This window comes from Nocardia fusca NBRC 14340 (assembly GCF_001618425.1).
GTDB lineage: Bacteria > Actinomycetota > Actinomycetes > Mycobacteriales > Mycobacteriaceae > Nocardia > Nocardia fusca.
The window spans coordinates 100,352-126,100 of sequence record NZ_BDCU01000037.1 but is presented as its reverse complement, the minus strand read 5'-3'; the positions used below and the strand labels follow the sequence as shown (position 1 = coordinate 126,100).

Sequence of the window (25,749 nt, the reverse complement as noted above, 5' to 3'; positions counted from 1 at the left end):
CGGTCGGTCCGGCCGTCCCGGGTCAGGCCACCGAGGCCCGAACCCGGCGTTCCGGTTCGCTGCGGTAGCGCGAGCGGTCGCCGTCGATTCCGAGTGCCCGCCACAGCCGCGAGGTGACCGGGTTCATCAGGCCGAGCTCGTCGGCGAGGGCCCGCATATCGCCGAAGTAGCCGGACAGGATCCGCCGCGAGTGCGGGCTCCGCCAGAACGCCTCCTCGATGACCTCGCGCGGCACATCGAAACGGCGGGCGAACTCCGGCGGCGGCGCCATGATCTCCCCGGCCAGCCAGCGCAGCGCCAGCGGGAAGGACAGCCCGCACAGCGCGGTCGAGACCGGGCCGAGTTTTGCGATATGCGCGCGCAGGAATTCTCCCGCGAAGGAGATATGGCGGGCCTCCTCGGCGATGTGGATCTCCATCGTCCGCACCACCAGCGGAGGTAGGTTCGCGCCGTTGCGGATCATCGCCTTCTGGTAGTGGTCGATCGGCTCCTCGCCGCCGAGGATGCCCAGGAACAGCACCACATGCGCGTAGCCGCCGGCCACCCCGATGAACGGGGAGAGCGCCCGGAAGATCGGCCGCATACCGGGGACATCGTCGCCGATCCGGTTCACCAGCTCCTGGAACATCTGGATGTGGTTGCACTCCTCGGTCATCTCGTGCAGGCAGTAGCGGAACTCCGGCGACCCGTTGGGCAGTTTCGCGATGTACTGCATCATTCCGCGGATGAGCACGGTTTCGAAGGCCGCGCCGACCTTGATGGCGTTGGCGATCCGCCAGCGGCCGATCTCGATCTGTTTCGCCGGCGGCAGATCCCGGTACCAGCGGGTGGCGCCGAGCGGATCGTAGTCGGGGGAGAGGATCCATCGGGGATCGTCGCGGTCGAGGGCGAGTTCGGGCGCATCCCAATCGATGTCCAGATACGGATCGAACCGGCGGTGCACCGAGCCCTCCGACAGTGTTTCCAGCGTCTCGCGGTACCGGGCGTCCAGCTTGGGAGCCCGCGGCAGAGTCGACGGCGTCATCGGTGCCTCCTCGTGCGTATGGCGTACATCTCTCTACGGACGAATTTACCGGGACTCGGCGTCTCAGTAAATAGAGCGCGCGGAGCGGGTGCGCATTCGTGCCCTGTGGGGCGGTGTGGATGTGTGCCGGGGGTGCGTGCGTGGGCCGCGCGCCGGGTCACGCACGCGGTGTGCCGACCGGGCCGCTATCGCGCGACGGTGTGCGTGTGTACCCGCAGGGTCTCGATCCGGTCCAGGGTGGGGTGGAAGTCCAGGATCAGCAGCGCCGGACCCGTCGGCAGATCGGCGCTGATCGTGACCGAACGACCCGCCGCCAGGGTTTTGCCCTGTCGTAGGCCGCGCGCTCGTACGGCCAGCTCCGCGGTGCCGATCGACTCACCCGACCACAACCGCACCGTGTCGCGGTCGCCGGTCAGTGCGGTGACCGTCGCGGTATCGCCGGCGGCCGCCGCCGCGCACAAACGGTGCGCGATTCGTTTCCCCGCGGCACCGACACCGGTGCACGCCCGGGCCATACCCGTCAGGCCGCGCAAGCCCTGATTGCGCAGCAGCAGGCCGCCGAGCCGGGCGCCGGCCCGCCATCCTTTCGGTCCGGTGCCCATGAGCTGCCCGACCATGGGCACAAGTTCCCAGTACGCGGCCAGATATCCGATTCGCAGGGCGCCATCCTGCTCGACCACCTCGTAGCGCAGATGCATCGGCACCCGGACCCGCGCGCCGGTCGACATCGTGATGGTGATGGTGAGATCGCGCAGCACGGTCGCCGGACCGGCGAAATCATGGGCCACGTCGAACACGATGTCGTTGGGCGCGATGAAAGTGTCGTAGAACCGCGCGATCGCGTCGTATCCGGTGTGCGGGTCCGAGCCGACCGGATCGTTGACCACCGCGCCGGTCGCGAACAGGCCCACCCACGCCGCCCGGTCGTGGGCCGCTACGGCGCGAGGGGATGCGAGCACGGCCTCGCGCAGATCCGCGGCGGTCGGGTCCAGCGGCACGGTGACTCCCTTCGGGTGGCCGGAATTCGCTCCCACAATAGAACACGTTCTATGGGTGGCCGAGTGACGTAACCCTGCCTGCTTGTGAAAATGTCGGTGCGGTGCGGCATCATCTGTGCACGCAGCTATTCGACGAACAAGTGAGATTGCCCGGAGTGCCCCATGCCGTCGCGAACACCAGCGAACGCGAAGCCGAAACCTCTGTCCGACAACGACCTCGAGCAGATCGCCGCGGAGATCGACGCGGGGCGCCCGCCGATGGTCTGGTTCACCGCCGCGGCGGTGGGGGTCACCGAGGGACGGTCGGGCAAGGTGGTCTCGCTCGGCGATCCCGCCGACGGCGACTTCCTGCAGATCCGGCCCACCGGGTCCAAGGATGTGCTGTCCTTCGGCCCCACCGAGGTCACGCTGGTAAAACCCCAGCGTGACAAGCCGGCCACCGCACCGCCCGCGCCCCCACCCGCCCCCGAGAAGAAGGAACCGCCCGTGACTCCCGCCGCGTCCCCGTCCACCTCCGCCCCCTCGGCCGCGGATCGGAAACCGGCGCCCGCCCCGGCGAAGAGTGCTGCCGCCGAGACGAAACCGGCCGCGGCGCCGCGAACTCCCGCCGCCCCCAAGGCGACCAAGGCGCCGGCCGCGCGCAAGGCCAAGACGCCGGAGGTCACCGTCACCATCAACGGCACCGCCGACGGTGAGTGGACCGTCGATGTCACTGCGGGTAAGAAGCGGACCGCGCGTGCGGTCCCGGTCACCGGTACGGCCGTGGCACAGGCGGCGAAACTCCTGCCGCCGGAGGTCTCCGAGGTGGTGGACGGTCTGCTGGAATCGGTGCGGGGCGCCCAGGAAGCCAAGGTGCAGCAGCTGCAGGCCGAACTCGAGCAGGCACGCAAACTCCTCGAAGAACTCACGGACTGATACTCATTCGCCGGTAGACCCGTCCCCGGAGCCACCTCCGCGGGCGGGATCCGCCGCGGTTCTGGAGTGTGTGGAGGCGACCGTCCAGGGACCGGCGACAGTTGAGCACCGATGGTGGACCTACCCGGGTTACTGCACTGCTGCTCCGGATGAACTGCGTTCCGGGTCGGGCCGGGCCCGCCCCACGGCGTCGGAGGCGGAGCGGATCACACAGCTGTTTCCCGCGGTCGCCAGCCGTGGCGGCTCGGTTCGGCCGAGGTGTACCGGATCGAGTCGTGGAACATGTAGCCGAAGCCGCGCCGTTTCGCCTGGTACATGGCCACATCCGCGTCGCGGATGAGGTCGTAGATGCTGGCGTAGATATCGCGGGGGCCGCCGCAGGCCAGCCCGATACTGGCTGTCAGCGGTACTTCGCCGGTGCTGAGCCGGAACGGCTTCATGAACACCCCGAGGAGGCGTTCGGCCATTTTGGTCGCTTCCATCCGCTCCAGCGGAGCCAGGACGACGAATTCGTCTCCGCCGTAGCGGGCCACCACATCGTCGCGGCGCACGGTGGAGCGGATCCGGGTGGCGGCCTCGGCGATCAGTTCGTCGCCGACGGTGTGCCCGTAGCTGTCGTTGATCGCTTTGAACTCGTCGAGATCGATGAACAGTAGACAGAGCGGGCGTTCGGCCCAGTCCCGGTGCTCACGATGCAGTACTCGCAGCAGCGCGGAGCGGTTGAGCAATCCGGTGAGCGGATCGTGGTCGGCCTGGTATTGGGCGCGCCGTTCGCTGCGGGCGCTGTGGCCGATCGCGCGTTCGCTGCGGATCAGCAATCCGATGAGCAGCAGGGCGAGCACCGAGGACACGATGATCTGGTCGAGCGGGCTCAGCGGGGCGCGGGCCACCGGCACCAAGGAGGAGAGCACCAGGGCGACGGCGATGACACTGGCGCGCTGGCGGGAATGGTGGATCCGGATCGTGCGCGGCGCACCCAGTGTCACCATGGTCGGGTGCAGGGCCGCCGCCCCGGCGGCCAGGTACGCGCCGATCAGCGGAAGGACCAGCAGTTCCGGCGCCGGGTCCAGAGTGCCGGCCGCGACCAGCCGGTACCCGAGATCGGTCGCCAGCACGCCCGCCAGGGCTGTGTGCAGCAGGCGCAGCGAGGTTTCCGAGCGGCTCGAGGTGGCCAGCGAATGCGCCAGCAAGGTGAGCAGCAGCGCATCGCAGACCGGCAGGGTCACCGCCGTAACCGTGTTCACGTCCGGGGTCTCGGAGTGCAGCACGGGTGCGATGAGAAAGATCCAGGACGCCAGCAGCGCGCCGAGCCCGATCAGTCCCGAGTCCAGGACGACATCGGGATGGGCACGGGCCTGCCGCGGCCGCAGCCACATCAGGGCCGCCAGACCGGAGCCGAGGTAACCGGCGAGCGTGCAGATCTCGTCGAGAGGGGTGGACGCGTAGCCGGTCAGTTCGCGCAGCACGGTTCCGGTCGCGAAGGGAAGCGCCGCACCGGCCAGCAGATACCACGGCAGCGGATGTGACGGACGGTGCCGGCGCAGGCCGAAGCCGATCATGACGACGGTGCCGGCGGCCGCGAACAAGGTGGCCGCCACCGACAGCGGACGGGACCCGAGTACCAGATGCACCAGGAGCGGCGCACCCACCATCACGGAAAACGCTGCACCATACCGTATCCGGTGGATACCGTGCCGCCCTGCTCCCTGCGGTTCGCTGATAATCATCAGCCCCCCTTTGCTCGCTCCATTCCCGGTGAAATCGAGCCGCGTCGCAGGCCTGGGTCCTTATCTGTCTGTCGTGTCTACCTGTCCATCGAGCGGCGGCTGACGCAAACCGAGTATTCCTGTACGAGGGGATGTCCGAGCCGTCCGCGGTGCGTCCGGCCCACCAAACCTGGACTATGGATCCGATGATGACACGCAGTGTCGAATTTGTCGCTCTCTTGGCGCAACAACGTCGTAACGGGTGTCTCGATGGTGGCGGCGCGGCGGATCTCGGGCACCGGCGGGCGGCTCGTACGGTGGTCCGGTGACCGAACGCGAGGAGTACATCACCCCCGGTGGGCGTCGTCGATGGTCGGCGCCGGGCCGGGTCAACCTGATCGGCGAGCACACCGACTACAACGACGGCTTGGTGCTGCCGATAGCGATACCCTTGGTGGTCACCTGCGAAGGTGTCCGGCACGCCGACGATCTCGTCCGGGTGGTCTCGCGCCAGCGGCCGGGCGAACCGGTGCGGCTTCCGGCCGCGGCGCTGGCCACCGAGCGGGACCTGCTGCCGGGCTGGGCACGGTACCCGCTGGGCGTCGTCGCGGAGTTCGGGCGGCGGGGACACGGGATCGAGGGCCTGGAGCTGGAATTCGACGGCGCGGTCCCGGCCGGGGCCGGGCTCTCCTCGTCGGCGGCGCTGTGCTGCGCCGCCGCGGTGGCGGTCCGTGATCTGTGTGCGCCGGAGGTCGGCGACCGGGAGCTGATCGATATCGCCCGGGCCGCCGAAAACGACTATGTGGGCGCTCCTACCGGAATCCTGGATCAGGCGGCGTCCATCCTGTGCACCGCGGGACACGCCCTCTACCTGGACGTGCGTGCCTTCGGTGCGGCCGATTCGGGCGGTTTCGACCAGATTCCGTTCGATCTCGCGGCCACCGGACTGCGGCTGCTGGTCATCGATACGGGGCAGACCCATGAGCACGCGGCCGGGGGGTATGGTGCCCGGCGCGCCGAATGCGCCGCCGCCGCGGCGGCGCTCGGGGTCGCCTCGCTACGCGATATCGACGACGCGGGGCGGCTGTCCGGGCTCACCGATCCGGTGCTGTACCGGCGGGCGCGACATGTACTGAGCGAGAACGACCGGGTGCGCACAGTGGCGGAACTGCTGCGCTCGGGTGCCGACCCGCGCGAGATCGGTCCGTTGCTCGATGCGGGACACGATTCGCTGCGTGCCGATTTCGAAGTGTCCACCGAGGTGCTGGACGCGGCGGTGGATGCGGCTCGCACGGCCGGCGCCTACGGGTCGCGGATGGTCGGTGGCGGTTTCGGGGGCAGCATCATCGCGCTGGTCGATACCGCTGCCGCGGGCCGGGTCGAGCGAGAGGTTCGGGAACGTCTCGCGAGCAAGGGTTTTCCCGACGCGCGGACCATCGAGGCCGTAGCCGGTCCGGGCGCCGGACCGGTCGATCGAGGAGGTCGGGTACCGGGGTAACCGCGGCACCCGACCTCTCGATCAGGCCGCCGGCCGCACGCGGTGCAGCGCGCCCACGAGGACGTCGACCACGAGGAAGGCCAGCAGGCTCAGACCGAACACCGGAGCGAACCAGCCGATCAGGACGGCCGCGCCCAGCGCCGGCACCGCCAGGACCGCCGACCGGCGCAGTGCGCCGCGGCGCGGCGGCCTGCCCACCGCGAAGGTGCGGGCCGTGGCGGTCGGCCGGCGCTGCCACCACATGAGATATCCACGCACGATCACCGTGATCAGCCCGATCGCCGCCGCCAGCAGCAACAACTGGTTGAGCACGCCGAACATCAGGCCCATATGGAGCTGGATGCCCCAGTTGGCCATCTTGGCCATGAACGGCCACTCGGAGTAGGGGAGCCGATCGGTGACGGTGCCGGTGGCCCCGTCGACGGCCGCGGCGTCGACGGTCAGTGTGCCCGACAGCCGCCGTTCCTTCACCGCGAACGCCGTCCCGTCGGTCGCCGGGAGCGTGATCTCCGCGGGGCGGGTGACACCGGCCGCGCGTGCCGCTGCGAGGACCCCATCCAGTTGCTGGATCCGGTCCGCCGGAACGGAGTGTCCGGCCGGATGGCCGCCGTGATGGTCGCCGTGTCCGGTCTCGGCGGGCGCCGCCGCCCCCGGCAGCGCGGTCGTGACAGCGGGGGTGGTCCAGGCCAGGTTCTCCCGGAGTGTCTCGATATTGGCGCCCGCGTAGGTCGACCAGGTCAGGCCGGTGGCCGAGAGCAGCAGCGCCGCCGGGAGAATCCACACCCCGATCACCGCGTGCCAGTTCAACCGGCGTTCCCGCGCGTTCGTGAGGTTCGGGACGAACAGCCATCGCGCCGCATCGCGCTGCCGCCGGTTACGCACCCGCCGGATCCACAGGGCGAGCCCGGCGAGAGCGATCAGCCACAGCCAGGAGGCCGCCAGTTCGGAGTACAACCGGCCGGGTTCACCGAGATGCAGATGGCGGTGAACCTGGGACACCCACGCCCGGAACGGCAGCGCACCGGAACTGCCGTACACCACCGATTCGCCCACCGGCTGCGCGGTCACCGGGTCGACGAAGACGGCACGCCGCTCGGATTCGCCGAGGGTCGGGTCGCTGAACAGCACCCGGGTGGTCTCACCCGGCGCCGGCGCGGGTGCGACCGCCACCAGGGTGAGGTCCGGCCGGACCGCGGTCCCGGCGGTCACCTGTTCGGCCAGGGGCCGCTCGGGTCCACGGGAATCCACGGTCAGCAGATCCCGGTCGACGAAGGATTCGATAGTCGGCGCGACGGCGTAGAGCCCGCCGGTCACCGCCGCGATCAGGAGGAACGGCCCCACGAAGAGACCGGCGTAGAAATGCAGCCGCAGCGCGAGCGCGCGGAACGCGCCCCTGTTCGGCCGGGGTGAACTGGTCGCCGGGGTAGCGCTGTCGGGCGCCGCGGGGACCTCGGTGGTACTCATCGGTGTTACCTGCGTCCTGTGCCGGCCCGGCACCCGGAGACGGGCGGGTGCGCGGGGACGCGGCGCGCACCGAGAGCTCGGGTCGCCGCGCTGAGGGAACCGGCCGGGGTCACGGGCGTGGCGCGTGCGGAGATCACCGCAGCGGCGGCCGGCGCCCGGCCGTGACGGCCGGGGGGGGAGATCAGATCAGCACGGCCCGGGGCGGTGCCCGGGTGCGGCCCGTATCGGCCGCGAGGATCCACGCGACGACCCGGTCGCGGTGCAGGAGGCGCAGCGGCGGCGGGTCCGGGAGGAGCGGCGGCCGGGGCGCTACCGGGATCAGTCGTGCCAGGGCGGATCCGGCGACGCGGTAGGCGAACTCGCTGCCGCGCACGACCACCGCGGCGGCAACGGCGACGAGGGTATGCGCCGCGAGCATGGTGGGTGTGAGTTGGAGGTCACCGTGGTGCAGATGCCCGGAACCCCATCCGAGGCAGATATGGCCGAGCAACTGTCCGGCCAGCAGCGCCGTGGTGAGCCCGGCGGCGCCGGTGCGCAGCGGGCGCACCGCGGTGATCAGCGCACCGATCGCCGCCGACGCGAGAGCCAGCAGTACGACAGCCGTACCGCCGGGTGAGCCGGTGCCCGCCGCCCAGCCGTGGGCGGCCACCGAGACGGCCCCGGAGATCAGGCCGGCCGCCGCACCGCGAATGCGAGCGGCGCCCCGATGGTCCACCGGATGGGTGGAACCGAACCTGATACGCACCCCGGGATGATATCCGACCACCGGGCCCGTCGGCGGTGGAGCCGGTGCCCCGGCCAGGGCGTTCAGCTACCGGGTTCCAGTTCCATCAGCGGTTTCCGCAGCAGTTTCCCGGTGGCGTTGCGCGGCAGTTCGTCGAGGAACACCACTTCGCGCGGGACCTTGTAGCGTGCCAGATTCGCCCGGACGTAGTCCTTGATCTCCTGGGCGTCGCGTGCCGAATCCGGACCCGGGACCACTACGGCCCGCAGCCGTTTGCCGAACTCCCGATCGTCCACGCCGACCACCGCGGCCTCGAGCACATCGGGCCGTTCGGCGATGAGGTGTTCGACCTCCTGCGGGAACACGTTCTCGCCACCGGAGACGATCATGTCGTCGTCGCGGCCGTCGATGAACAGCAGGCCGTCGGAATCCAGATGCCCGACGTCGCCGCTGGACATCATGCCGTCGACGGTCTCCTTGGTACGTCCGTCGGTGTAGGCCTTGAAGGCGTGTGGGTTGTCGATGAAGATCGTGCCGGTGACATTCGGCGCGGTGATCCGCTTGCGGTTCTCGTCGTAGAGGGCGATCCGCACCCCGACCGGCGCCCGGCCCGCGGTGGTCGGCGACTTCTTCAGCTCCTGCGGCGTCGCCACGGTGATCACCGCGCATTCGGTGGAGCCGTACAGGTTGTACAGCACATCTCCGAAGTGCTCGCCCGTGCGCACCACCACATCGGGCTGGATGGCCGAGCCCGCCGCGAAGATCACCCGGATCGAGGAGACGTCGTAGCGGTCGAGCACCTCTTTCGGCTGGTCCAGGATGCGTTGCAGCATGGTGGGCACCACGACCAGTGAATCCGCCCGGTGGCGGGCGATATTGGCCAGGGTGAGCTCGGGGTCGAACCGGCGCTGCTGGAACACGACGCGGTTGCCCAGCGCCAGGCCCAGGGAGAACTGGGACAGTCCGGTGCCGTGGAAGATGGGCGCGGCCATCACCATGGTGCCGTCGGTCGGCAGCGGTACCCGGTCGATGAACTGGGCGGTGATGAACGGGCTGACCTTGTCGCGCGGGGCGCCCTTGGGCGTGCCGGTGGTACCGCTGGTGAGGATGACCATCCCACCCGGTTTGCCGGGTGCCGCCAGCGGTGCGGTGGACTGCCCCGCCGACACGGATTCGACCGTCGGGATCGCGGGGTCGGCATCATCGGCTTCGTCGACCCAGGTGAGGATTCGCGGGATCTCGGCGGGGATGGCGCTCATCAGGTCGAAGAACTCGCTGTCGTGCAGCACCGCTTTGATCTTCTCGCGTTCGGCCACGTCGGCGAACTGCGGCTTGGCGAAGCCGGTGTTCATCAGGACCGCGCGCATGCCGAGTTTGCCGGCCGTCAGCATGCTCAGCACCATGCCGCGGTGGTCGCGGGCCAGGACCGCGACCACATCGCCGGGCCGCAGTCCGCGTTCGGTGAGGCCGCGGGCGAAGGCGTTCGAGCGGTCGTCGAGTTCGCGGAAGGTGAGTTCCCCCGCCTCGTCGACGATGGCGGGGGAGTCGGGGCGGGTCTGCACGGCGTGCATGACCACACCGGCGAACGGGCCGTACTTGGTCGCGTTACTCATCGACCGGACGGCGTGGTCGAGCCGCAGCGGATCGAAGAGGCCGCGTTTGCGCATCACGTTCACGGCCAAGGCGATATCGCCGGCTCTGCGAACGGGGCCGGGCAGCGACAATGTCATCGGCGACAACCTTCCGCGGTGTACCGCCGGGAACGGCGGCTACCTCCTCGAACTCCTGTGCACCGCCCACCCTAGCAACCGCCGCGGGGACTGCCGGCCCATTGTCTCGGACAGTAGGGAAACCGGGACACTACTGTGAGAATTCCCGGTTTCCCGACGAGAAAGGTTGTCAGACCTCGTATTCCACCAGCACCCGGCGCAGCAGTTTGCCGGTCGGGTTGCGCGGCAGATCGTCGAGGAAGACGACCTCGCGCGGCACCTTGTACCGGGCCAGGTTCTCCTTGACGTAGGTCTTGATCTCGGCCTCGTCCGGAGTGTGCCCGGATTCGGGGACGACGAACGCGCGCAGCCGTTTGCCGAACTCCGCATCGTCCACGCCGACGACGGCGGCGTCGAAGATATCGTCGCGTTCGAGCAGTAGGTTCTCGACCTCCTGCGGGAAGACGTTCTCCCCGCCGGAGACGATCATGTCGTCATCGCGGCCGTCCACCATGAGCAGGCCGTCCTCGGTGAAATGACCGACGTCGCCGCTGGACATGTACCCGTCGATGATCTGCTTGTGCCGGCCGTCGGTGTAACCCTCGAAGGGGGCGCCGCTGCGGATGAAGATCCGGGCGGTGACGTTCTTCGCGGTCACCAGCTCATCGTTGTCGTCGTAGAGGCGGACATGGCAGGTGAGCGGCGGACGGCCGACGGTGCCGGGCGCCTTGGCCAGGTCGGCCGGCTGGGCCACGGTGGCGATGGCGCACTCGGTGGAGCCGTAGAGGTTGTACAGGACGGGCCCGAACGTCTCGGTCGCCTTGACGCACAACTCCGGCGACAGCGCCGAACCCGCCAGAACGATCCCCTTCAGCGAGGACGTGTCGTACTTCGCGCGGACCTCGGCGGGCAGTTCCACCATGCGGTGCAGCATGGTCGGCACCGCGACCAGCAGCTGGGCCTTGTGGTCGGAGATCATCTTCAGGGTGGCCTCGGCATCGAACCGGCGCCGCATGACGATCTTGTTGGTGAGGCCGATGCTCACCAGGTACGTACCCAGACCGGTGCTGTGGAAGATCGGCGAGACGATGACGACGGAGCCGCGCTTCGGGAACGGCATCCGGTCCAGGAACTGTGCGGTCGCCACCGGACTGGCCTTCTCCCGCGGCGCGCCCTTCGGCAGACCGGTGGTGCCGCTGGTGAGGATGATGAAACCACCCGGTTTGGCGGGCACCGGCAGTGCCTCGGTGCCGTTCTCGGCGATCAGATCGTCCAGCGTCCGGGCGCCCGCGGGCACTTCGGTGCCCTCGTCGACCCAGGTGAGGAATCGGGGCATATCGGCGGGCAGCGCGTCGAGCAGACCGAGGAATTCGCTGTCGTGCAGGACCGCCTTGACCTGCTCCCGTTCGCACACCTCGGCGAACTGCGGTTTGGCGAAACCGGTGTTCATCAGCGCGATCTTCACGCCGAGCTTGCCCGCGGCGGCCATGGACAGGATCAGCCCGCGATGGTCACGGGCGAGGATGCCGATCACGGTGCCCTCGGTGATCCCCGCGTCGCGCAGCCCGTGCGCGATCTTGGTGGACTGCTCGTCCAGTTCGCGGTAGGTCAGCTCACCACGTTCGTCGGCCAGCCCGGGGGCGTCCGGCGCGATGCGCGCGGAATGCATGATCAGGGTGGCCTGCGGGATGTAGGTCTTGGAGTCCTTCAGCGTCCGCAGCGTTTCCCCCGGATTCTTCAGATCGATGAATCCGCTGGACTGAAGCAGCCCGTATGCCTTGACGACTTCCAGCGTGTGCGCCAGGTTCACCTTCGAACACCTCCACAGATCCTCGCGTCGGCACTCGACCTAGCGATTCCGAACGGCATATCGGTGGTCACCGTAGCAGTGAAAGTGTACTCGCTCACAACGTACGCTCCGGACAAAAAAGACATCCTCGAGCGCCCGTCGAGGTGGCCGGTGCGGTGGCTGTCGGATATTCGACGCACTCGCCCGCACCGGCCCGCCGACATACCGGGTCAGTTGTAGATCGAGCCCAGCGACGGGAAAGTGATGTCGCCGCGCACGTACTGGAACCCGTCCGGATGTTCCGGGCTCACCGGCACCGGCCAGCGGTGCCACAGGCTGCCGTACACCGCGGCGACGATCAGGCCCGGGCCCGGATCGATCGGCCGGGTGCGGATCGTGGTGTCGGCGATGATGTCCCGATGCTCGGTGAGCTGCTCGATTCCGCTGCGGCCGTTGTTGAGGTTGAGCCATACGACATCCAGCCGCGCGCCCGTCTGATTCGGGGCGATCGTGCCCGGTCCGCCGAAGAACGCGAACCGGAAGCCGTCGATATTCAGCGACAGGCCCGAGCCGTACATTCCCGGACCGCCGCCGCGACCCACGGTGGATTCGGCCGGGATCTGGAACGGCTGCGCGGGCAGCGCGGCATCACGGGTGGCCGCGGCGACCCGCGCGTCACCGAGCAGCCGGGATACCGCTCGTTCGGCGGCCGGGTCACCGCTCGCCGCGGTGTGCAGGGCCTGCGTGGCCGAAGCCCAATCGACCCGGGCGGGCTCGGCGGTCGCGTGTCCGGTGAACAGGATGGTGGCTGCGGCGGTCCCCACGGCAGACGTGAGGAGCCGACGGGTAAAGGCCGATATACGCATAACCAGTCTCCTTGCAGGGGCGATATCCGGGGTACTGCTCAGTGACTCGGTGTGGGTGCTGCATGGCGGAACTCGTGCCGGCGCGGCGGGAGATCGGATCCGGCGGCACCGATCGGGACGATCCGATCGGACAAACACTGTCACTCGGTCCCGATGGTGTCCAGGACCGCCGCGCGGCCGGTCGCGGTTTCGTATCCGATATCGACGCCGGATCAGCCGGCGGTGACCACGCGCTGGAGCAGCTGCTGCAGAATTTGCTGTCCCTGCCGGGCGCCTACTCAGTCGAGACAGAACTCGTTACCCTCGATGTCCTGCATCACGAGGCACGACTCGTTCTGGCCATCGGCGAGCAGTAGCCGCACACGTACCGCGCCGAGCGCGACCAGTCGTGCGCATTCTGCCTCGAGTGCGGCCACGCGCTCTGCACCCACGAGCCCGGTGCCGACCCGCACGTCGAGATGCAGCCGATTCTTGACAACCTTGCCTTCGGGGACGCGCTGGAAGTACAGGCGTGGCCCCACACCCGAGGGATCAATGCATGCCGAACCCTGATGCTCGTAGCCCAGCACCTCGCACCAGAAACGAGCGACCCGCTCGGGTTCCGCGCAGTCGAAGGTGACCTGGAGCTGTTTCACCGATGCCATCGGTCCACGATAGAGGCGGGGGCATATTCGTCGTCTGGACGGTTCCGGACTCGAAATCGTCACTTCGGCACAGTGATATATGAGTGGACAGAGGCGAAAATCGCGGCCGTCGCGGGCGGCGTCGGCGGTGCGGCCGACGCGGTTGCGGGCAATTGTCCGGGAACCGGCCGAGGCGCTTGCGCCGAACAGGCGGAACCGGTGTGATCCCCCCAGCGGACCACACCGGTTTCTCCTGTCCGGCCTGCCTACTTCAGTTCGGCGCTGGTCTTGCCCAGGACCCGGCGGGCCACGATGAGCTGCTGGATCTGCTGGGTGCCCTCGAAAATGTCCAGGATCTTCGAGTCCCGGCCCCACTTCTCCAGCAGCAGCCGCTGCGAGTATCCGACGGCGCCGGCCAGTTCGACCGACTTCAGCGTCACATCGGTGCCGGTGCGGCCCGCCTTCGCCTTGGACATCGACGCCTCGAGCGAATTGGGCTTCTTGTTGTCGGCCATCCAGGCCGCCCGCAATGCCAGCAGGTAGGCGGACTCGTAGTCGGCTTCCATCCGCAGGAACTCGGCCGCCGCCGCGTGCTGATTGTTGGGCGGGGTGTCGTAGGAGATCTCGATACCCGCGTCGGTGAGGATGGTGCGCAGTTCCTCGAGCGCGGCGCGGGTGACACCGATGGCCATGGCCGCGACCATGGGGCGGGTGTTGTCGAAGGTCTGCATGACCCCGGCGAAACCCTTCTCCACGTTCACTTCCGGGCTGCCGAGGATATTGTCCTTCGGGATCCGGCAATCCTGGAGCAGCAGCACCGCGGTATCGGAGGCCTTGATGCCGAGCTTGTGCTCGAGCCGGGCCACCGACAGACCGGGAGCGTCCCGCGGGACCACGAACGATTTGATGGCGGCGCGGCCGAGGCTGCGGTCCACCGACGCCCACACCACGATATGGGTGGAACGCTGCCCCGCGGTGACGAAGATCTTCTCGCCGTTGAGCACCCATTCGTCGCCGTCGAGGACGGCGGTGGTGGTGACCGCGGCCGAATCGGATCCGAAGCCGGGTTCGGTGATGGCCATCGAGGCCCATACCTTGCCGAACCGTTCGAGCTGTTCGTCGGTGGCCACCGCGGCGATCGCGGCATTGCCCAACCCCTGGTAGGGGATGGACAGCATCAGGCCGACATCGCCCCAGGAGGTTTCCAGGGCGTTGAGCAGCGCCGACATATTGCCGCCGTTGGCGTTGAGGAGCACATCGGTGGAGGGCGCCTCGTCGTCGGAGCGCCCGCCACTGGCTCCGCTGATCTTCTGCGTGCCCGAATCGCTGAGCCCGTCGACCATGGCGGCCATGGTGTCGAGTTCGACCGGGTATTCGTGCTCGCCGAGGTCGTACTTGCGCGAGATGGGCCGGAAGATCTGCGCGGCCACCTGATGCGCCTGGTTGGCGCTGGCCCGCAGCTTCTTGGGAAGTTCGAGATTGATCATGAAAGTCTCCTGGTGAAAAAGCTGTGACGACGCCGGGAACTCAGACCAGCACCACGCCTTCGGCGACCGCGATACCCCGCAGATCGCGGTACCAGCGTTCGACCGGGTGTTCCTTGGTGAAGCCGTGGCCACCGAGTAGCTGGACGCCGTCCAGCCCGAAGCGCATACCCTTGTCCGCCGCCAGCTTCTTGGCCAGCGCCGCTTCCCGGGCGAAGGTGAGGCCCTGTTCGGCGCGGGCGGCGCCGCGCAGCGTGACCAGGCGCAGACCGTCGAGTTCGATGGCGATATCGGCGACCATGAACGCGACCGCCTGCCGGTGGCTGATCGGTTCGCCGAAGGCTTCCCGCTCGTTGACGTAGGGGATCACGTAGTCCAGTACGGCCTGCCCGGTGCCGGTGGCCAGCGAAGCCCAGCCGAGGCGGGCGAGCTGGACGGCATCGCGGTAGTCGGCCGCGTGCTGCGCGGCATCGCCCTCTCCGAGGACGGCGTCGGCGGCGACGGCCACATTGTCCAGGACCAGCCGGCCCAGCCCGGCCGCGCGCAGGCCCATGCTCGGATCGGCTTCCACCGACAGGCCCTTGGCATCGGATTCCACCACGAACAGGGCCGGGCGTCCGTCGAGTTCGGCGCCCACCACGAAGATCTCGGCGTCGGCGGCCGCGGGGACCAGGCTCTTGACGCCGTTCAACCGGTATCCGCTGGGGGAGCGTACCGCTTTGGTCTGCAGGCTGAAGGGGTCGAACAAGGCCCGCGGTTCGCTGATGACCACGGAGGCCTGGGGCACGTTCTCGCCGGTGAAGGCCGGCAGATAGGTCTGCTGCTGGGCGTCGGTGCCCCACTGGGACAGTGCGACCGCGACCCCGCTCGGCGCGAGCAGCGGCAGCGCCAGACCCATATCGCCGTGCGCGAGCGCCTCGGCGACCAGCACATTGGTGACCGCCCCGCGTTCGGTGGCCGCGCCCTCGAGTTCCTCGGGCACGTTGATGAGGGTGATACCCAGTTCCGCGGCCCGGCCGAGCAGATCGGCCGGCGCGGCGGCCGCCTCGTCGGCGTCGTGCGCGGCCGGGCGCAGGATCTCGGCCGCGAACTCGCGCACCGTCTCGACGATCATCTGCTGTTCGTCGGTGGGGGTGAGGTCGAAATAGTCCTTGGTCTTGGACTCGTTGTCCGGTAGCCGTTTGGGCGCGCCACCGCCCGCGACCTTGTTGAAGGCGCGGGTGGCCGCCCCGAGGGTGCGGAATCCGGTTTTGGTGCTCTGGTAGGTGACCCGGTCGATCGGCTTGCGCAGGTTGTATTTCTCGGCCAGCTCCGACCCGGTGATGGTCGACATGACCCGCATGGCGGCGCCCATCCAGTCCCGTTTGGGTTGGTGCAGGCCCACCCCGTTCTCCTGGCGGACGCCGTTGTGCGACCGCCGCTCGGTAGCGCTGTCTCGAATGCTCATCATCACCTGTTTCTCGCGCGGGGGTGAGGGTCGGGCCCCGGGGATCTTACTGCGGAGTAAGGCTATCTTACTGCGGAGTAAGAAAGGCGTCGAGTGGTCCTTACGTCCTGGTGAGCGGACGGGTGCGCGGAATCCGCAGGTGATGAAGCCGAGAACGCCCGCCCCGAAGTCCAGGGCGGGCGTTCTCGGTCACCGGAGTTACCGCGGGTGGGAGTTGTCGTCACCCGGGCCGCGGACTCCGGCCGGCTATTCCCGCACGTACCAGCGCAGGGTCGCGTAGGCGGTGAGACCGGCGAACAGTACGCCGACCGGCATCACCATGAGCGCGGTGGTGAAGATGTCGTCGAAGGTGATCTGCGGGAACACATTGCTGGCGAACAGATCGCCCAGGGCCCGGTCGATCACCAGCGGCCGGGCCACGAACAGACCCACCGTGGCCAGGAGACCGCCCGCCAGCGCGGCGGCCACCGCTTCCAGGAGGAACGGCAGCTGGGTGTACCAGCGGGTGGCGCCCACCAGGCGCATGATGCTCACCTCCGTACGCCGGGTGAAGGCCGCGATCTGCACCATGTTCGCGATCAGCAGCAGCGCCGCCACCGCCTGCAGCAGCGCCATCCCGAACGCGGCGTTGCGGAGTCCGTCGAACAGGCTGACCAGCCGGTCCACGATGTCCTTGTCGTTGCGGACCATGCCGACGCCGGGCCGCTCGTAGAACTGCTCGTAGATCGTCGGGTACAGCGACGCGTCGGTCATCTTGACCCGCAGTGAGGCCGGCAGCGGCGTCTCGCTCACATACTCCGCCAGTTCCGGCTGGTCCTTGAAGGTTTTCTCCTTTGCCTCCCGGACCGCCGCGTCCCGGTTGAGGTACTGCACGTTCTCCACGCCGTCGACGGCCTCGAGATCGGCCATGAGGGTCCGGCACGGATCGTTCACACAGTCCGGGTCGGTGGCGGAGACATCCTCGGTGAGATAAAGCCGCACCTCGAGCCGGTCCAGGAAGTACTGCTCGGTCTTGTCGGCGATCCGCACCGCCAGCAGACCGCCGCCCAGCATGGTCAGCGAGACCGCGGTGGTCAGGATCATCGCGATGGTCATGGTCACATTGCGGCGCAGCCCCTCGGAGACCTCACCGAACAGGAATCCCGCCCGCATTACCGGCGCACCTCGTAACCACCGTCGGCCTGATCGCGGACCAGATGGCCCTCGTAGAGTTCCACCACACGCCGGCGCATACCGTCCACGATCAGCGGATCGTGGGTGGCCATGAGCACGGTGGTGCCCATCCGGTTGATGTGCTCGAGCAGCAGCATGATCTCGTAACTCGTCTCGGGGTCGAGGTTGCCGGTGGGTTCGTCGGCCAGCAGGACCAGCGGCCGGTTGACGAAGGCCCGGGCGATCGCGACCCGCTGCTGTTCGCCGCCGGACAGTTCGGTGGGCAGCCGGTCGGCCTTGTTGCCCAGCCCGACCAGCTCGAGCACTTCGGGCACGGTCCGGTCGATGAACTGCCGGCGTTTTCCGATCACCTCCAGGGCGAACGCCACGTTCTGGGCGACGGTGCGCTGCTGCAGCAGCCGGAAATCCTGGAAAACACACCCGATTCGCTGCCGCAACCGCGGCACCCTCCGCCCCGGCAGCCGGTCGACCCGGAAATCCGCGACCGAGATCTCGCCCGTGGTCGGTGTCTCCTCTTTGAGCAGCAACCGCATGAAGGTCGATTTACCCGAACCAGACGGACCGATGAGGAAGACGAACTCACCCTTGTCGATATGGACGGTGATGTTTTCCAGCGCTGGTCGCGTAGCGGTCGGATACGACTTGCTGACGTTGCGCAGGGTGATCACGAGGAGACAGTGTAACCATTCGATAACGAAGCGGCCCGCGGGCTGTGTCGCAGCCGTTATCGGACGGGAATCACCGGGACCGGGACCTGATGAACGGCGGGTACGGCGGGGGCGGGCGCCGGTTTCGCGGGTGCGATCTGATCCGGTTTCACGAACAGGTAGAGCACGAAGGTCGCCACCCAGCCACACGCCAGGATCAGCGTCGATCTACGGGCGCGCATTCAGGCCCTCCCGGCGCATGGCCGCGGCCACGCGCACCCGTAGCTCGCGACTCACCTCGAACTGTTTACCCGGCAGCGTCCGGGCGACCATCCGGATGTTCATCTGGTCCACGGTCAGGTCCTCCACGCCCATCACCGTCGGCTCGTCGAGCAGCAGTGGTTCGAGACGGGGGTCCTGGTAGGCTTGGCCGCCCACCTCGTGCAGCACTTCGTTGATCCGGATGATATCGGCACTGGCGGAGACCGGTACATCGATCGCCGCGCGGGCCCAATCCTTCGACAGATTGGTAACTTTCACGATCTGTCCGTTCGGGACGGTGATCACCTCACCATCCGAGTTACGCAATTTGGTGACCCGCAGCGTCACATCCTCGACCGTGCCCTCGGCCGGATCCTGGATACCGGTCACTGCGATCCGCACCACATCACCGAATCCGTACTGCCGTTCGGTGATGAGGAAGAACCCGGCCAGAATGTCCTGCACGATGCGCTGCGCGCCGAAACCGAGCGCGGCACCCAGGACCGCCGCCGGTGCGACCAGTCCCGACATCGAGAATCCGATCCGGCCCAGGACCTCCATGGCGACCAGCACGTAGGCCACGGTCAGTACCACCCAGGTGAGCACCTGCGCCAGCGCGTGCCGGTGCTTGGCCTCCTCCGAGCGGACCAGCGCGTCACCGCCGCGGAACCCGGAATCGATCTTCTGCGTCACCCGGTCGCGGACGTAGGTGGCGAAGCGGGCGAACAGCATCGCTCCGAGGACCAGCAGCACGATCTCCAGACCGGACGACCGCAGCCACGAGGTGACCTCCGAGGACGCCGCCAGCGACAGCGCCAGGGTCTCGGGCCCCTCCGAATGCATCAGACCACCTGCTCTCCCGGGCCTCACCGAACGGCTTGCGGCGTCCCGGAATCGCCGACCGCTAGCTCTCCTGCAGCACTGTACTCATCCGCCAGCGGATCCCGGATTCGATGAAGCCGTCGATATCGCCGTCGAGTACCGCCGAGGGGTTGTTGACTTCGTAGTTCGTGCGCAGATCCTTGACCATCTGGTACGGGTGCAGGACATAGGACCGCATCTGGTTGCCCCAGGACGCGCCCTCGTTGGTCTTGAGCGCATCCATCTGGGCGCGCTCCTCCTGCCGTTTGCGTTCCAGCAGTTTGGCCTGCAGCACCCGCATGGCCGACACCTTGTTCTGCAGCTGGGATTTCTCGTTCTGGCAGGTCACTACGATGCCGGTGGGGATATGGGTGATCCGCACCGCCGAGTCGGTGGTGTTGACGCTCTGGCCGCCGGGCCCGGAGGACCGGTAGACATCGACCCGGATATCGGTTTCCGGGACCTCGATATGGTCGGTGGTCTCCACCACCGGCAGCACCTCGACCTCGGCGAAGGAGGTCTGGCGGCGGCCCTGGTTGTCGAACGGGCTGATCCGGACAAGCCGGTGCGTGCCCATCTCCACCGAGAGGGTGCCGTAGGCGTACGGCGTCTTCACCGCGAAGGTGGCGCTCTTGATACCGGCTTCTTCGGCGTAGGAGGTGTCGTAGACCTCGACCGAGTACTTGTGCCGGTCGGCCCAGCGGATGTACATGCGCATCAGCATCTCGGCCCAGTCGGCCGCGTCCACGCCGCCCGCGCCGGAACGGATATTGACCAGCGCGTCACGTTTGTCGTACTCGCCCGACAGCAGGGTGCGGACCTCGAGGGCCTCCACATCGGTGTGCAATGCGGCCCGCTCGGCGTCGGCGTCGGCCAGTGCGCTGGTCCTCGCCTCGCCTTCTTCTTCCTCGGCCAGCTCGTAGAGCACCGGCAGATCCTCGAGCCGCTGCCGTAACTCCTCGACCCGGCGCAGTTCGCCCTGGGCGTGCGAGAGCTCGCTGGTGACCCGCTGGGCGTGATCCTGGTCGTTCCAGAGCTCGGGATCGGCGGCCTGGTGCTCCAGCTCGTCGATACGGCGGCGCAGCTCCTCGATATCGAGGACCGATTCGACGGTCTTGAGGGTCGCGTCGAGTTCGGCGAGGTCGGCGGTCACGTCTGGATGCACGGTGTTCAAGGCTACTAGGAGCGTCCACCGCAGTGCACCGCGCGGCCCGCGGAGACCACCGGCGGCCGCCGCGGGTCAGCTCGGGACGGCCCGCAGATTGCCGGGGTGGTGGCCGGCGAGCCGGTCCAGGGCGGCGGCCGTCGCCGGGTCGGCGGGGAGATAGACGATCAGTTGCTGATCGTCGTCGGCGGACAGATGCAGCGTCTCGTAGCCCAGGCGCAGGGCCCCCGCCGCGGGGTGTGCGAGCCGGGTCACGCCGGTGGCGGCGGGCAGGTTCGGCACAGTGGCCACCCGGTCGGTGAACGCGGCGCCCGCGGTGATGGTGAGCTGGTCGGCCAGCTCGGCGATCTCGGGGTCGGCGCGGAACGGGCCCTGTTTGAGGGTGGCCACCAGCTGGTCGGCCAGATGGTCCCAGTCCGGGTAGACCGCGCGGGCGCGCGGGTCGGTGAAGGCGAACCGGGCGAGGTTGGACCAGTGCTCTTCGTCCAGGGCGCCGGTCGGCTCCATCAACCGGCGATAACCGTCGGTGCAGGCCAGTACCTCGGTGAGGCGGTTCACCACGATCGCCGCCGCGGGTTCGAGCTGATCGAGCAGGGCCCGGATCATCGGGCGGATCTCCCGGCCCGGCCGGGCGCGGCCCATGCAGTTGAAGCCGGTATCGGCCTTGGTCAGGCGGTACAGGTGCACCCGTTCGGCGGAGGTGAGCGCGAGGGCGTCGGCCAGCGCGGCCAGCACCTGCGGTGAGGGGTTGCGGTCGCGACCCTGCTCGAGACGGGTGATGTATTCGACGCTGACCCCGGCCAGCGTCGCCAGTTCCGATCGGCGCAGCCCGGGCGCCCGGCGGCGCGCGCCGGTGGGCAGCCCCACCTGGGCCGGCGTGACCGCGTCGCGCCTGCTGCGCAGGAACAGGCCCATCTCGTTCTCGCTCACGATCCCACGGTAGCGGCGGGCCGGCCGCTCAGGGTGGCCGCACCACTACCACTCTCGGCACGGTCTCCCAACGGGGTGCCCGGGGCGGCAGATTCGATTCCGGCGGCCGCCGGGCCGCCCGAGCAGAACGGAGCACACCATGTCCACTACGCCCCTGCGTCTCGCGGTGATCGTCGGCAGCGTCCGCGAAGGCCGCTTCGGGCCGGTCGTCGCCTCGTGGATCACCGCGCAGGCCGCCCGCCACGATCGGTTCGAGATCGACGTGATCGACCTGGCCGAAGCCGATATCCCCCTGGCGCTGCCCGCTGTTCCCCCGGCGCTCGAGCCCGACCCGCAGCGTCCCGCCGGAATGCGCGACCTGACCGAACGGCTCGCGGCCGCCGATGCGTTCATCATCGTCACCCCCGACTACAACCGCAGCTTCCCGGCCTCGCTGAAAGCCGTCATCGACTGGCATTTCACCCAGTGGCAGCGCAAGGCCATCGCCTTCGTCGGCTACAGCGGGGCCAGCGGCGGGCTGCTGGCTATCGAACAGCTCCGCCAGGTGTTCAACGAGCTCGACGCCCACACCGTGCGCGAGTACGTTTCCTTCCCCCGCTACTACCTGCTGTTCGGGGAGGACGGGCAACTCCTGGCACCGGCGGAACCGGAGGCCGCGGCCCAGGTGATGCTGGACCGGTTGCACTGGTGGGCGGAGGCGCTGGTGGCGGCCCGCGCGGTGGCGGCCTGATGGCGGTCGGCCACGGTCGCGTGACGGCACGGCGTGCGGCCGCACCCGGACCGACTCGATAGTGTTCGGGTGTGGCTGCTCACTCCTCTGACCTCGAACTCGCGTTGCGGCTGGCCGACGAAGCGGACGCGATCACCCGGGAACGGTTCCGCGCGCTGGACCTGAAGGTCGATGCCAAACCGGACCTCACTCCGGTATCGGATGCCGATCTGGCCGTGGAGGAGGCGATCCGCCGGATGCTGCGGCACGGCCGCCCCGAGGACGCGGTCCTCGGCGAGGAATTCGGCGGCACGGCCGAGTTCACCGGCCGGCAATGGGTCATCGATCCGATCGACGGCACCAAGAATTTCGTGCGCGGCGTCCCGGTGTGGGCCACTCTCATCGCCTTGCTGGAGGACGGTGTGCCGGTGGTCGGTGTGGTGAGCGCACCCGCGCTGGCCCGCCGCTGGTGGGCCGCGACGGGACAGGGCGCGTGGTCGAGTTTCCATCCCGGTGCGCCGCAACCGATCACTGTCAGCGCCGTCTCCGATCTCGGTTCGGCCAGCCTCGCGTTCTCCAGCCTGTCCGGCTGGCGCGACCGCGGTCTGCGCGAGCAGTTCATCGACCTCACCGATGACGTGTGGCGGGTCCGCGGTTACGGCGACTTCTTCAGCTACTGCCTGGTCGCCGAGGGGGCGGTGGATATCGCGGCCGAACCCGAGGTGTCGCTGTGGGATCTGGCCGCGCTGGACATCCTGATCCGCGAGGCCGGCGGCACTTTCACGGCCCTCGACGGCCGCGACGGCCCGCACGGTGGGGACGCGGTGGCCTCCAATGGGCGGCTGCACCAGCAGGTTCTGCTCCGTCTTCGCGGCTAGTCCGCGGCTCCCGCCCACGACCGCACGGCGCCGCGCGGGCTCGGCGGCTGCTGCGCCCCGGGCCGCGCCGGTGGACGCGAACTGCGCCGATGGCCGACGATGGGTTGATGTCGCTCACTACGCACGAGGCCGATCTCTTCGAGCGCGCCCGGGGCCGTCTGGAGGCGATCGCCTACCGGCTGCTGGGATCGGCCGGCGATGCCGAGGACGCGGTCCAGGAAACGTTCCTGCGGTGGCACGCGGTGGACCGGGAGCGGATCGAGACACCCGAGGCATGGTTGACGAAGGTGCTCACCAATCTGTGCCTCAACCAGCTCACCTCCGCGCGGGCCCGGCGGGAGACCTATGTCGGACAGTGGCTTCCGGAGCCGCTCCTGGCCGGGGACCCGATGCTCGGTCCCGCCGAGACGGTCGAGCAGCGCGAGTCGGTCTCACTCGCGATGCTCACCGTGATGGAGCGGCTCACCCCCAACGAGCGCGCGGTGTACGTGCTGCGCGAGGCGTTCGGATACCCGTACCGGGAGATCGCGGAGATCCTCGAGCTCACCGAATCGAACTGCCAGCAGATCTACCGGCGGGCCGCACAGCATCTCGGCGGCCGGTCCCGGACCGAAGTCGACGCGGTGGCCGCGCGGCGGATCGCCGAGGAATTCCTCGTCGCCGCCCTCAGCGGCGATACCGAGCCGCTGGTCCGGCTGCTCACCGGTGACGTGGTCAGCGTGGCCGACGGCGGCGGCGCCGTTCCGGCCCGCAAGACCCCGGTCGTGGGCGCGTCCGCCGTGGCCCGCTACCTGCGCAATCTGTTCCGCCCGACCGGCGCCAAACGCGCCTTCGTCGGCGCCGACCTCACGTTCTACGCGGCCGTGCTCAACGGCGATCCCGCGATCGTGATCGAGGTCGGCGGCCGGGTCTACGGCGTCCTGTGCCTCGAGATGGCACCCTCGGGGATCGCCGCGCTGCACGTGCAGGTCGCCCCCGCGAAGCTGGCGCATCTCACCAAGGAATGGGTGGCCGCGGGGCCCCATTCCCCGCTCGACATACGGTGGTGACCCACTTCACGATGCCGACCTGTCGGGGGATCGCGCGGCCAGTCGCCTCCTGCGGCCGGGTACGGGCCGTGCCCGGACCGTCAACCCATGGTCTTGGCGCCGTCGATCGCCTCGCGGATGATGTCCGCGTGACCCGCGTGCTGCGTGGTCTCGGCGATGATGTGCAGCAGCACCCGGCGTGCCGACCAATGGGTCTCGTGGAACCAGGGGGCCTTGGGCAGCGGGCACTTCGCGTCGAGGTCGGGCAGGGTGGCCACGATCTCGTCGGTCCGCCGCGCCACCTCCTCGTAGGCCGCGAGTACCCCGGCGAGCGTTTCGCCGGGCATCATGCGGAATTCGTTGTCCCGGGCCGCGAAGTCCGCGGCGGTCATATCGTCGAAATCCTTCGAGGTCGCGGCGCCCTCCACGAAGAAGTCCACCCAGCCGCGTTCGACGCCGGTCACATGCTTGATCAGACCGCCCACGCACAGTGCGCTGGGTGTGGGGCGGGCCGCGGCCTGTTCATCGGTGAGCTCGCGGGCGGTGAAGCGCAGGAAGAAGCGCGCGGCCCGCAGTTCGGCCAGCAGGTCGGCGCGTTCGCCGGTCAGGGCCGCGGCGGTGTCGGTCCGGGGGAGGGTGGAGTTCTCGCTCAAGGTCGTCGCCTTCCGTCGGGGTGCGGTGGATTCCGTGTTCGAGAACCACGGTATGACCCTTAGCGGCCACTTTCCGACCTCAATTGAGCGACAGTTCGGATATGCTCGGAAATCTTCCGTGAGCCGGCAATATAGGTCAGCGTCGAGTGGCGTCGGCCGGTGTGAGATCGATACCCGGTGGCGGGCTCAGTCGCCGCAGCGCCCCGTCCATCCCGGTCACGAACAATGCCCACGAGTCGCCGTGGCGGGCGATCCGTACCGAGGTGGTGCCATCGGGCACGGTCCGGACCGGGTCGGGCCGTCTGATCAGGCCCGTGATGATCGCGCATCCGGTCCCTGTGGCCGGGTCCACCCGGTAGATCGCGCCCACTCCGTGATCGGCGACGTACAGGTCACCGGTGCGGGTGGCCTCCATATCGTCGGGAACGGTGAGCAGGTTCGGTGGTCCCGCGACCACCTGGGCGTCGGCGGGCGAACTCAGGGGGATACGGAAGATCCGCATGGTCAGATTGCCCGTGTAGATCGACTCCCCGTCGGGAGCCAGGGCCAGCCCGTTGGTGAGCGGGAGCGGCGACCACGATTCGGTGAACTCGCCGGTGGACGGCCGGTACCGGGCGATTCCGGTGGGCGCCCGCGACACCCCGATCGTGCTGATCAGCAGGTCCCCGTCGGGTAGTGACAGCAGGCCGTTCGGTCCGTTGAGTCCGGTGCGGAGCACGGTCACCGCGCCGGTATCGAGGTCGTAGCGCTGGAGTGTGCCCGGCGGGTCGGTCACCCCGTCGCCGGTCAGGAAGTACACCGAGCGCCCGGCCACGCGGACCCCCGCCGGATGCTGCAGCCCGGTGACCAGCTTCTCGAATTTCCCGTCGGCCGATACGTGGGCGAGATAGCCGTCGACGATACCGGTGACATAGAAGCCGCCGGCTCCGTCGGAATCCAGGTTCTCCAGATTGCCGACCCCCTCGACGATCGTTGCCGCCAGCCAGCCGTCGGCGCACCTGGCCGGGAATTCCTGTGCGTGCGCGGGCGCCGCGCTCACACAGGCCGCCGCTGCCGTAGCGGCGGTGACCATCGCCCACCGAGCACGCGCTCGTGTTCTGGATGCCATATCGGACAACCTAAGTGATCGGCGGCCGTACTGCGGGATTCGCGCGGCCCACGGTCACGGTGTCGGCGGCCGAGGCGGGTCCCGGTTCA

General features: G+C 68.8%; 24 protein-coding genes. 5 read left to right on the top strand and 19 right to left on the bottom strand.

Annotated elements, in window-relative coordinates; genetic code table 11:
- Positions 1–22 precede the first annotated feature (22 nt).
- Both NF4_RS23985 and NF4_RS23980 read right to left on the bottom strand, forming a co-directional pair.
- Positions 23–1,024, bottom strand: coding sequence for an AurF N-oxygenase family protein (locus NF4_RS23985; protein ID WP_063129624.1), 1,002 nt, complete (start codon positions 1,022–1,024; stop codon positions 23–25).
- Positions 1,025–1,209: 185 nt separating this feature from the next.
- On the bottom strand, positions 1,210–2,022 hold the full coding sequence (locus tag NF4_RS23980; protein ID WP_063129655.1) for a nuclear transport factor 2 family protein: 813 nt from the start codon (positions 2,020–2,022) through the stop codon (positions 1,210–1,212).
- Between the two features lie 162 nt (positions 2,023–2,184).
- Between NF4_RS23980 and NF4_RS23975 the strand changes: the two genes are divergently transcribed.
- Entirely contained in the window at positions 2,185–2,937 is a 753-nt protein-coding gene (locus NF4_RS23975; protein WP_063129623.1) for a DUF6319 family protein, read from the top strand.
- 206 nt (positions 2,938–3,143) lie between these two features.
- Here NF4_RS23975 and NF4_RS23970 read toward each other — a convergent pair whose 3' ends face one another.
- Positions 3,144–4,589: a GGDEF domain-containing protein gene (locus NF4_RS23970; protein ID WP_157120546.1), complete on the bottom strand. Its 1,446-nt coding sequence runs from the start codon at positions 4,587–4,589 to the stop codon at positions 3,144–3,146.
- 379 nt (positions 4,590–4,968) lie between these two features.
- Between NF4_RS23970 and galK the strand changes: the two genes are divergently transcribed.
- Positions 4,969–6,141: a galactokinase gene (gene galK / locus NF4_RS23965; protein WP_232330624.1), complete on the top strand. Its 1,173-nt coding sequence runs from the start codon at positions 4,969–4,971 to the stop codon at positions 6,139–6,141.
- 21 nt (positions 6,142–6,162) lie between these two features.
- On the opposite strand, the gene NF4_RS23960 is transcribed toward galK, so the two are convergent.
- The 14 genes from NF4_RS23960 to NF4_RS23900 all read right to left on the bottom strand — a co-directional run bounded on the left by NF4_RS23960 (position 6,163) and on the right by NF4_RS23900 (position 21,284).
- On the bottom strand, positions 6,163–7,605 hold the full coding sequence (locus tag NF4_RS23960) for a PepSY-associated TM helix domain-containing protein (RefSeq protein ID WP_063129621.1): 1,443 nt from the start codon (positions 7,603–7,605) through the stop codon (positions 6,163–6,165).
- 181 nt (positions 7,606–7,786) lie between these two features.
- A complete protein-coding gene (locus NF4_RS23955) occupies positions 7,787–8,350 on the bottom strand; it encodes a hypothetical protein (protein WP_232330623.1) in 564 nt (187 codons plus the stop codon).
- Between the two features lie 62 nt (positions 8,351–8,412).
- A complete protein-coding gene (locus NF4_RS23950) occupies positions 8,413–10,059 on the bottom strand; it encodes an acyl-CoA synthetase (protein WP_063129620.1) in 1,647 nt (548 codons plus the stop codon).
- A gap of 169 nt (positions 10,060–10,228) precedes the next feature.
- The gene (locus tag NF4_RS23945) at positions 10,229–11,848 is read right to left on the bottom strand and encodes an acyl-CoA synthetase (RefSeq protein ID WP_063129619.1); all 1,620 of its coding nucleotides are present in this window, start codon (positions 11,846–11,848) and stop codon (positions 10,229–10,231) included.
- A gap of 209 nt (positions 11,849–12,057) precedes the next feature.
- The gene (locus NF4_RS23940) at positions 12,058–12,693 is read right to left on the bottom strand and encodes a hypothetical protein (protein WP_063129618.1); all 636 of its coding nucleotides are present in this window, start codon (positions 12,691–12,693) and stop codon (positions 12,058–12,060) included.
- A gap of 278 nt (positions 12,694–12,971) precedes the next feature.
- A complete protein-coding gene (locus NF4_RS36795; RefSeq protein ID WP_084533396.1) occupies positions 12,972–13,337 on the bottom strand; it encodes a VOC family protein in 366 nt (121 codons plus the stop codon).
- Between the two features lie 245 nt (positions 13,338–13,582).
- On the bottom strand, positions 13,583–14,803 hold the full coding sequence (locus tag NF4_RS23930; RefSeq protein WP_063129616.1) for an acyl-CoA dehydrogenase family protein: 1,221 nt from the start codon (positions 14,801–14,803) through the stop codon (positions 13,583–13,585).
- Between the two features lie 40 nt (positions 14,804–14,843).
- Positions 14,844–16,253, bottom strand: coding sequence for an acyl-CoA dehydrogenase family protein (locus NF4_RS23925; protein WP_157120545.1), 1,410 nt, complete (start codon positions 16,251–16,253; stop codon positions 14,844–14,846).
- 240 nt (positions 16,254–16,493) lie between these two features.
- A complete protein-coding gene (gene ftsX / locus NF4_RS23920; RefSeq protein WP_030523455.1) occupies positions 16,494–17,399 on the bottom strand; it encodes a permease-like cell division protein FtsX in 906 nt (301 codons plus the stop codon).
- The gene (gene ftsE, locus NF4_RS23915; RefSeq protein ID WP_063129614.1) at positions 17,399–18,088 is read right to left on the bottom strand and encodes a cell division ATP-binding protein FtsE; all 690 of its coding nucleotides are present in this window, start codon (positions 18,086–18,088) and stop codon (positions 17,399–17,401) included. Before ftsE ends, ftsX begins: the two co-directional genes overlap by 1 nt.
- Positions 18,089–18,144: 56 nt before the next feature.
- Entirely contained in the window at positions 18,145–18,309 is a 165-nt protein-coding gene (locus tag NF4_RS38000) for an Rv3103c transmembrane domain-containing protein (RefSeq protein ID WP_157120544.1), read from the bottom strand.
- Positions 18,296–19,171: a mechanosensitive ion channel family protein gene (locus NF4_RS23910; protein WP_084533395.1), complete on the bottom strand. Its 876-nt coding sequence runs from the start codon at positions 19,169–19,171 to the stop codon at positions 18,296–18,298. Before NF4_RS23910 ends, NF4_RS38000 begins: the two co-directional genes overlap by 14 nt.
- A gap of 61 nt (positions 19,172–19,232) precedes the next feature.
- The gene (prfB, locus tag NF4_RS23905) at positions 19,233–20,354 is read right to left on the bottom strand and encodes a peptide chain release factor 2 (protein ID WP_063129651.1); all 1,122 of its coding nucleotides are present in this window, start codon (positions 20,352–20,354) and stop codon (positions 19,233–19,235) included.
- Between the two features lie 75 nt (positions 20,355–20,429).
- Complete coding sequence (locus tag NF4_RS23900; RefSeq protein ID WP_063129613.1) at positions 20,430–21,284, bottom strand: helix-turn-helix domain-containing protein; 855 nt, start codon at positions 21,282–21,284, stop codon at positions 20,430–20,432.
- A gap of 139 nt (positions 21,285–21,423) precedes the next feature.
- Here NF4_RS23900 and NF4_RS23895 point away from each other — a divergent pair, with 139 nt between their 5' ends.
- From NF4_RS23895 to sigJ, 3 genes are all read left to right on the top strand, one after another.
- Positions 21,424–22,014, top strand: a complete 591-nt coding sequence (locus NF4_RS23895; protein ID WP_063129612.1) for an NADPH-dependent FMN reductase — start codon at positions 21,424–21,426, stop codon at positions 22,012–22,014.
- A 71-nt stretch (positions 22,015–22,085) separates the two neighbouring features.
- A complete protein-coding gene (hisN, locus tag NF4_RS23890; protein ID WP_063129611.1) occupies positions 22,086–22,871 on the top strand; it encodes a histidinol-phosphatase in 786 nt (261 codons plus the stop codon).
- 107 nt (positions 22,872–22,978) lie between these two features.
- Positions 22,979–23,920, top strand: a complete 942-nt coding sequence (sigJ, locus tag NF4_RS23885; protein ID WP_063129650.1) for an RNA polymerase sigma factor SigJ — start codon at positions 22,979–22,981, stop codon at positions 23,918–23,920.
- 80 nt (positions 23,921–24,000) lie between these two features.
- On the opposite strand, the gene NF4_RS23880 is transcribed toward sigJ, so the two are convergent.
- Together NF4_RS23880 and NF4_RS23875 are read right to left on the bottom strand one after the other, a co-directional pair.
- Entirely contained in the window at positions 24,001–24,552 is a 552-nt protein-coding gene (locus NF4_RS23880; RefSeq protein WP_063129610.1) for a DinB family protein, read from the bottom strand.
- 136 nt (positions 24,553–24,688) lie between these two features.
- Entirely contained in the window at positions 24,689–25,660 is a 972-nt protein-coding gene (locus tag NF4_RS23875; protein WP_063129609.1) for an SMP-30/gluconolactonase/LRE family protein, read from the bottom strand.
- Positions 25,661–25,749: the final 89 nt, after the last annotated feature.

Bases quoted from the DNA above. Each gene is read 5' to 3' on its own strand.
- NF4_RS23985 (WP_063129624.1), bottom strand. From the start codon at position 1,024: ATGACGCCGTCGACTCTGCCGCGGGCTCCCAAGCTGGACGCCCGGTAC.
- NF4_RS23975 (WP_063129623.1), top strand. From the start codon at position 2,185: ATGCCGTCGCGAACACCAGCGAACGCGAAGCCGAAACCTCTGTCCGAC.
- NF4_RS23970 (WP_157120546.1), bottom strand. From the start codon at position 4,589: ATGGTGGGTGCGCCGCTCCTGGTGCATCTGGTACTCGGGTCCCGTCCG.
- NF4_RS23960 (WP_063129621.1), bottom strand. From the start codon at position 7,605: ATGAGTACCACCGAGGTCCCCGCGGCGCCCGACAGCGCTACCCCGGCG.
- NF4_RS23950 (WP_063129620.1), bottom strand. From the start codon at position 10,059: ATGACATTGTCGCTGCCCGGCCCCGTTCGCAGAGCCGGCGATATCGCC.
- NF4_RS23940 (WP_063129618.1), bottom strand. From the start codon at position 12,693: ATGCGTATATCGGCCTTTACCCGTCGGCTCCTCACGTCTGCCGTGGGG.
- NF4_RS36795 (WP_084533396.1), bottom strand. From the start codon at position 13,337: ATGGCATCGGTGAAACAGCTCCAGGTCACCTTCGACTGCGCGGAACCC.
- NF4_RS23930 (WP_063129616.1), bottom strand. From the start codon at position 14,803: ATGATCAATCTCGAACTTCCCAAGAAGCTGCGGGCCAGCGCCAACCAG.
- ftsX (WP_030523455.1), bottom strand. From the start codon at position 17,399: ATGCGGGCGGGATTCCTGTTCGGTGAGGTCTCCGAGGGGCTGCGCCGC.
- NF4_RS38000 (WP_157120544.1), bottom strand. From the start codon at position 18,309: ATGCGCGCCCGTAGATCGACGCTGATCCTGGCGTGTGGCTGGGTGGCG.
- NF4_RS23910 (WP_084533395.1), bottom strand. From the start codon at position 19,171: ATGCATTCGGAGGGGCCCGAGACCCTGGCGCTGTCGCTGGCGGCGTCC.
- NF4_RS23895 (WP_063129612.1), top strand. From the start codon at position 21,424: ATGTCCACTACGCCCCTGCGTCTCGCGGTGATCGTCGGCAGCGTCCGC.
- sigJ (WP_063129650.1), top strand. From the start codon at position 22,979: ATGTCGCTCACTACGCACGAGGCCGATCTCTTCGAGCGCGCCCGGGGC.
- NF4_RS23875 (WP_063129609.1), bottom strand. From the start codon at position 25,660: ATGGCATCCAGAACACGAGCGCGTGCTCGGTGGGCGATGGTCACCGCC.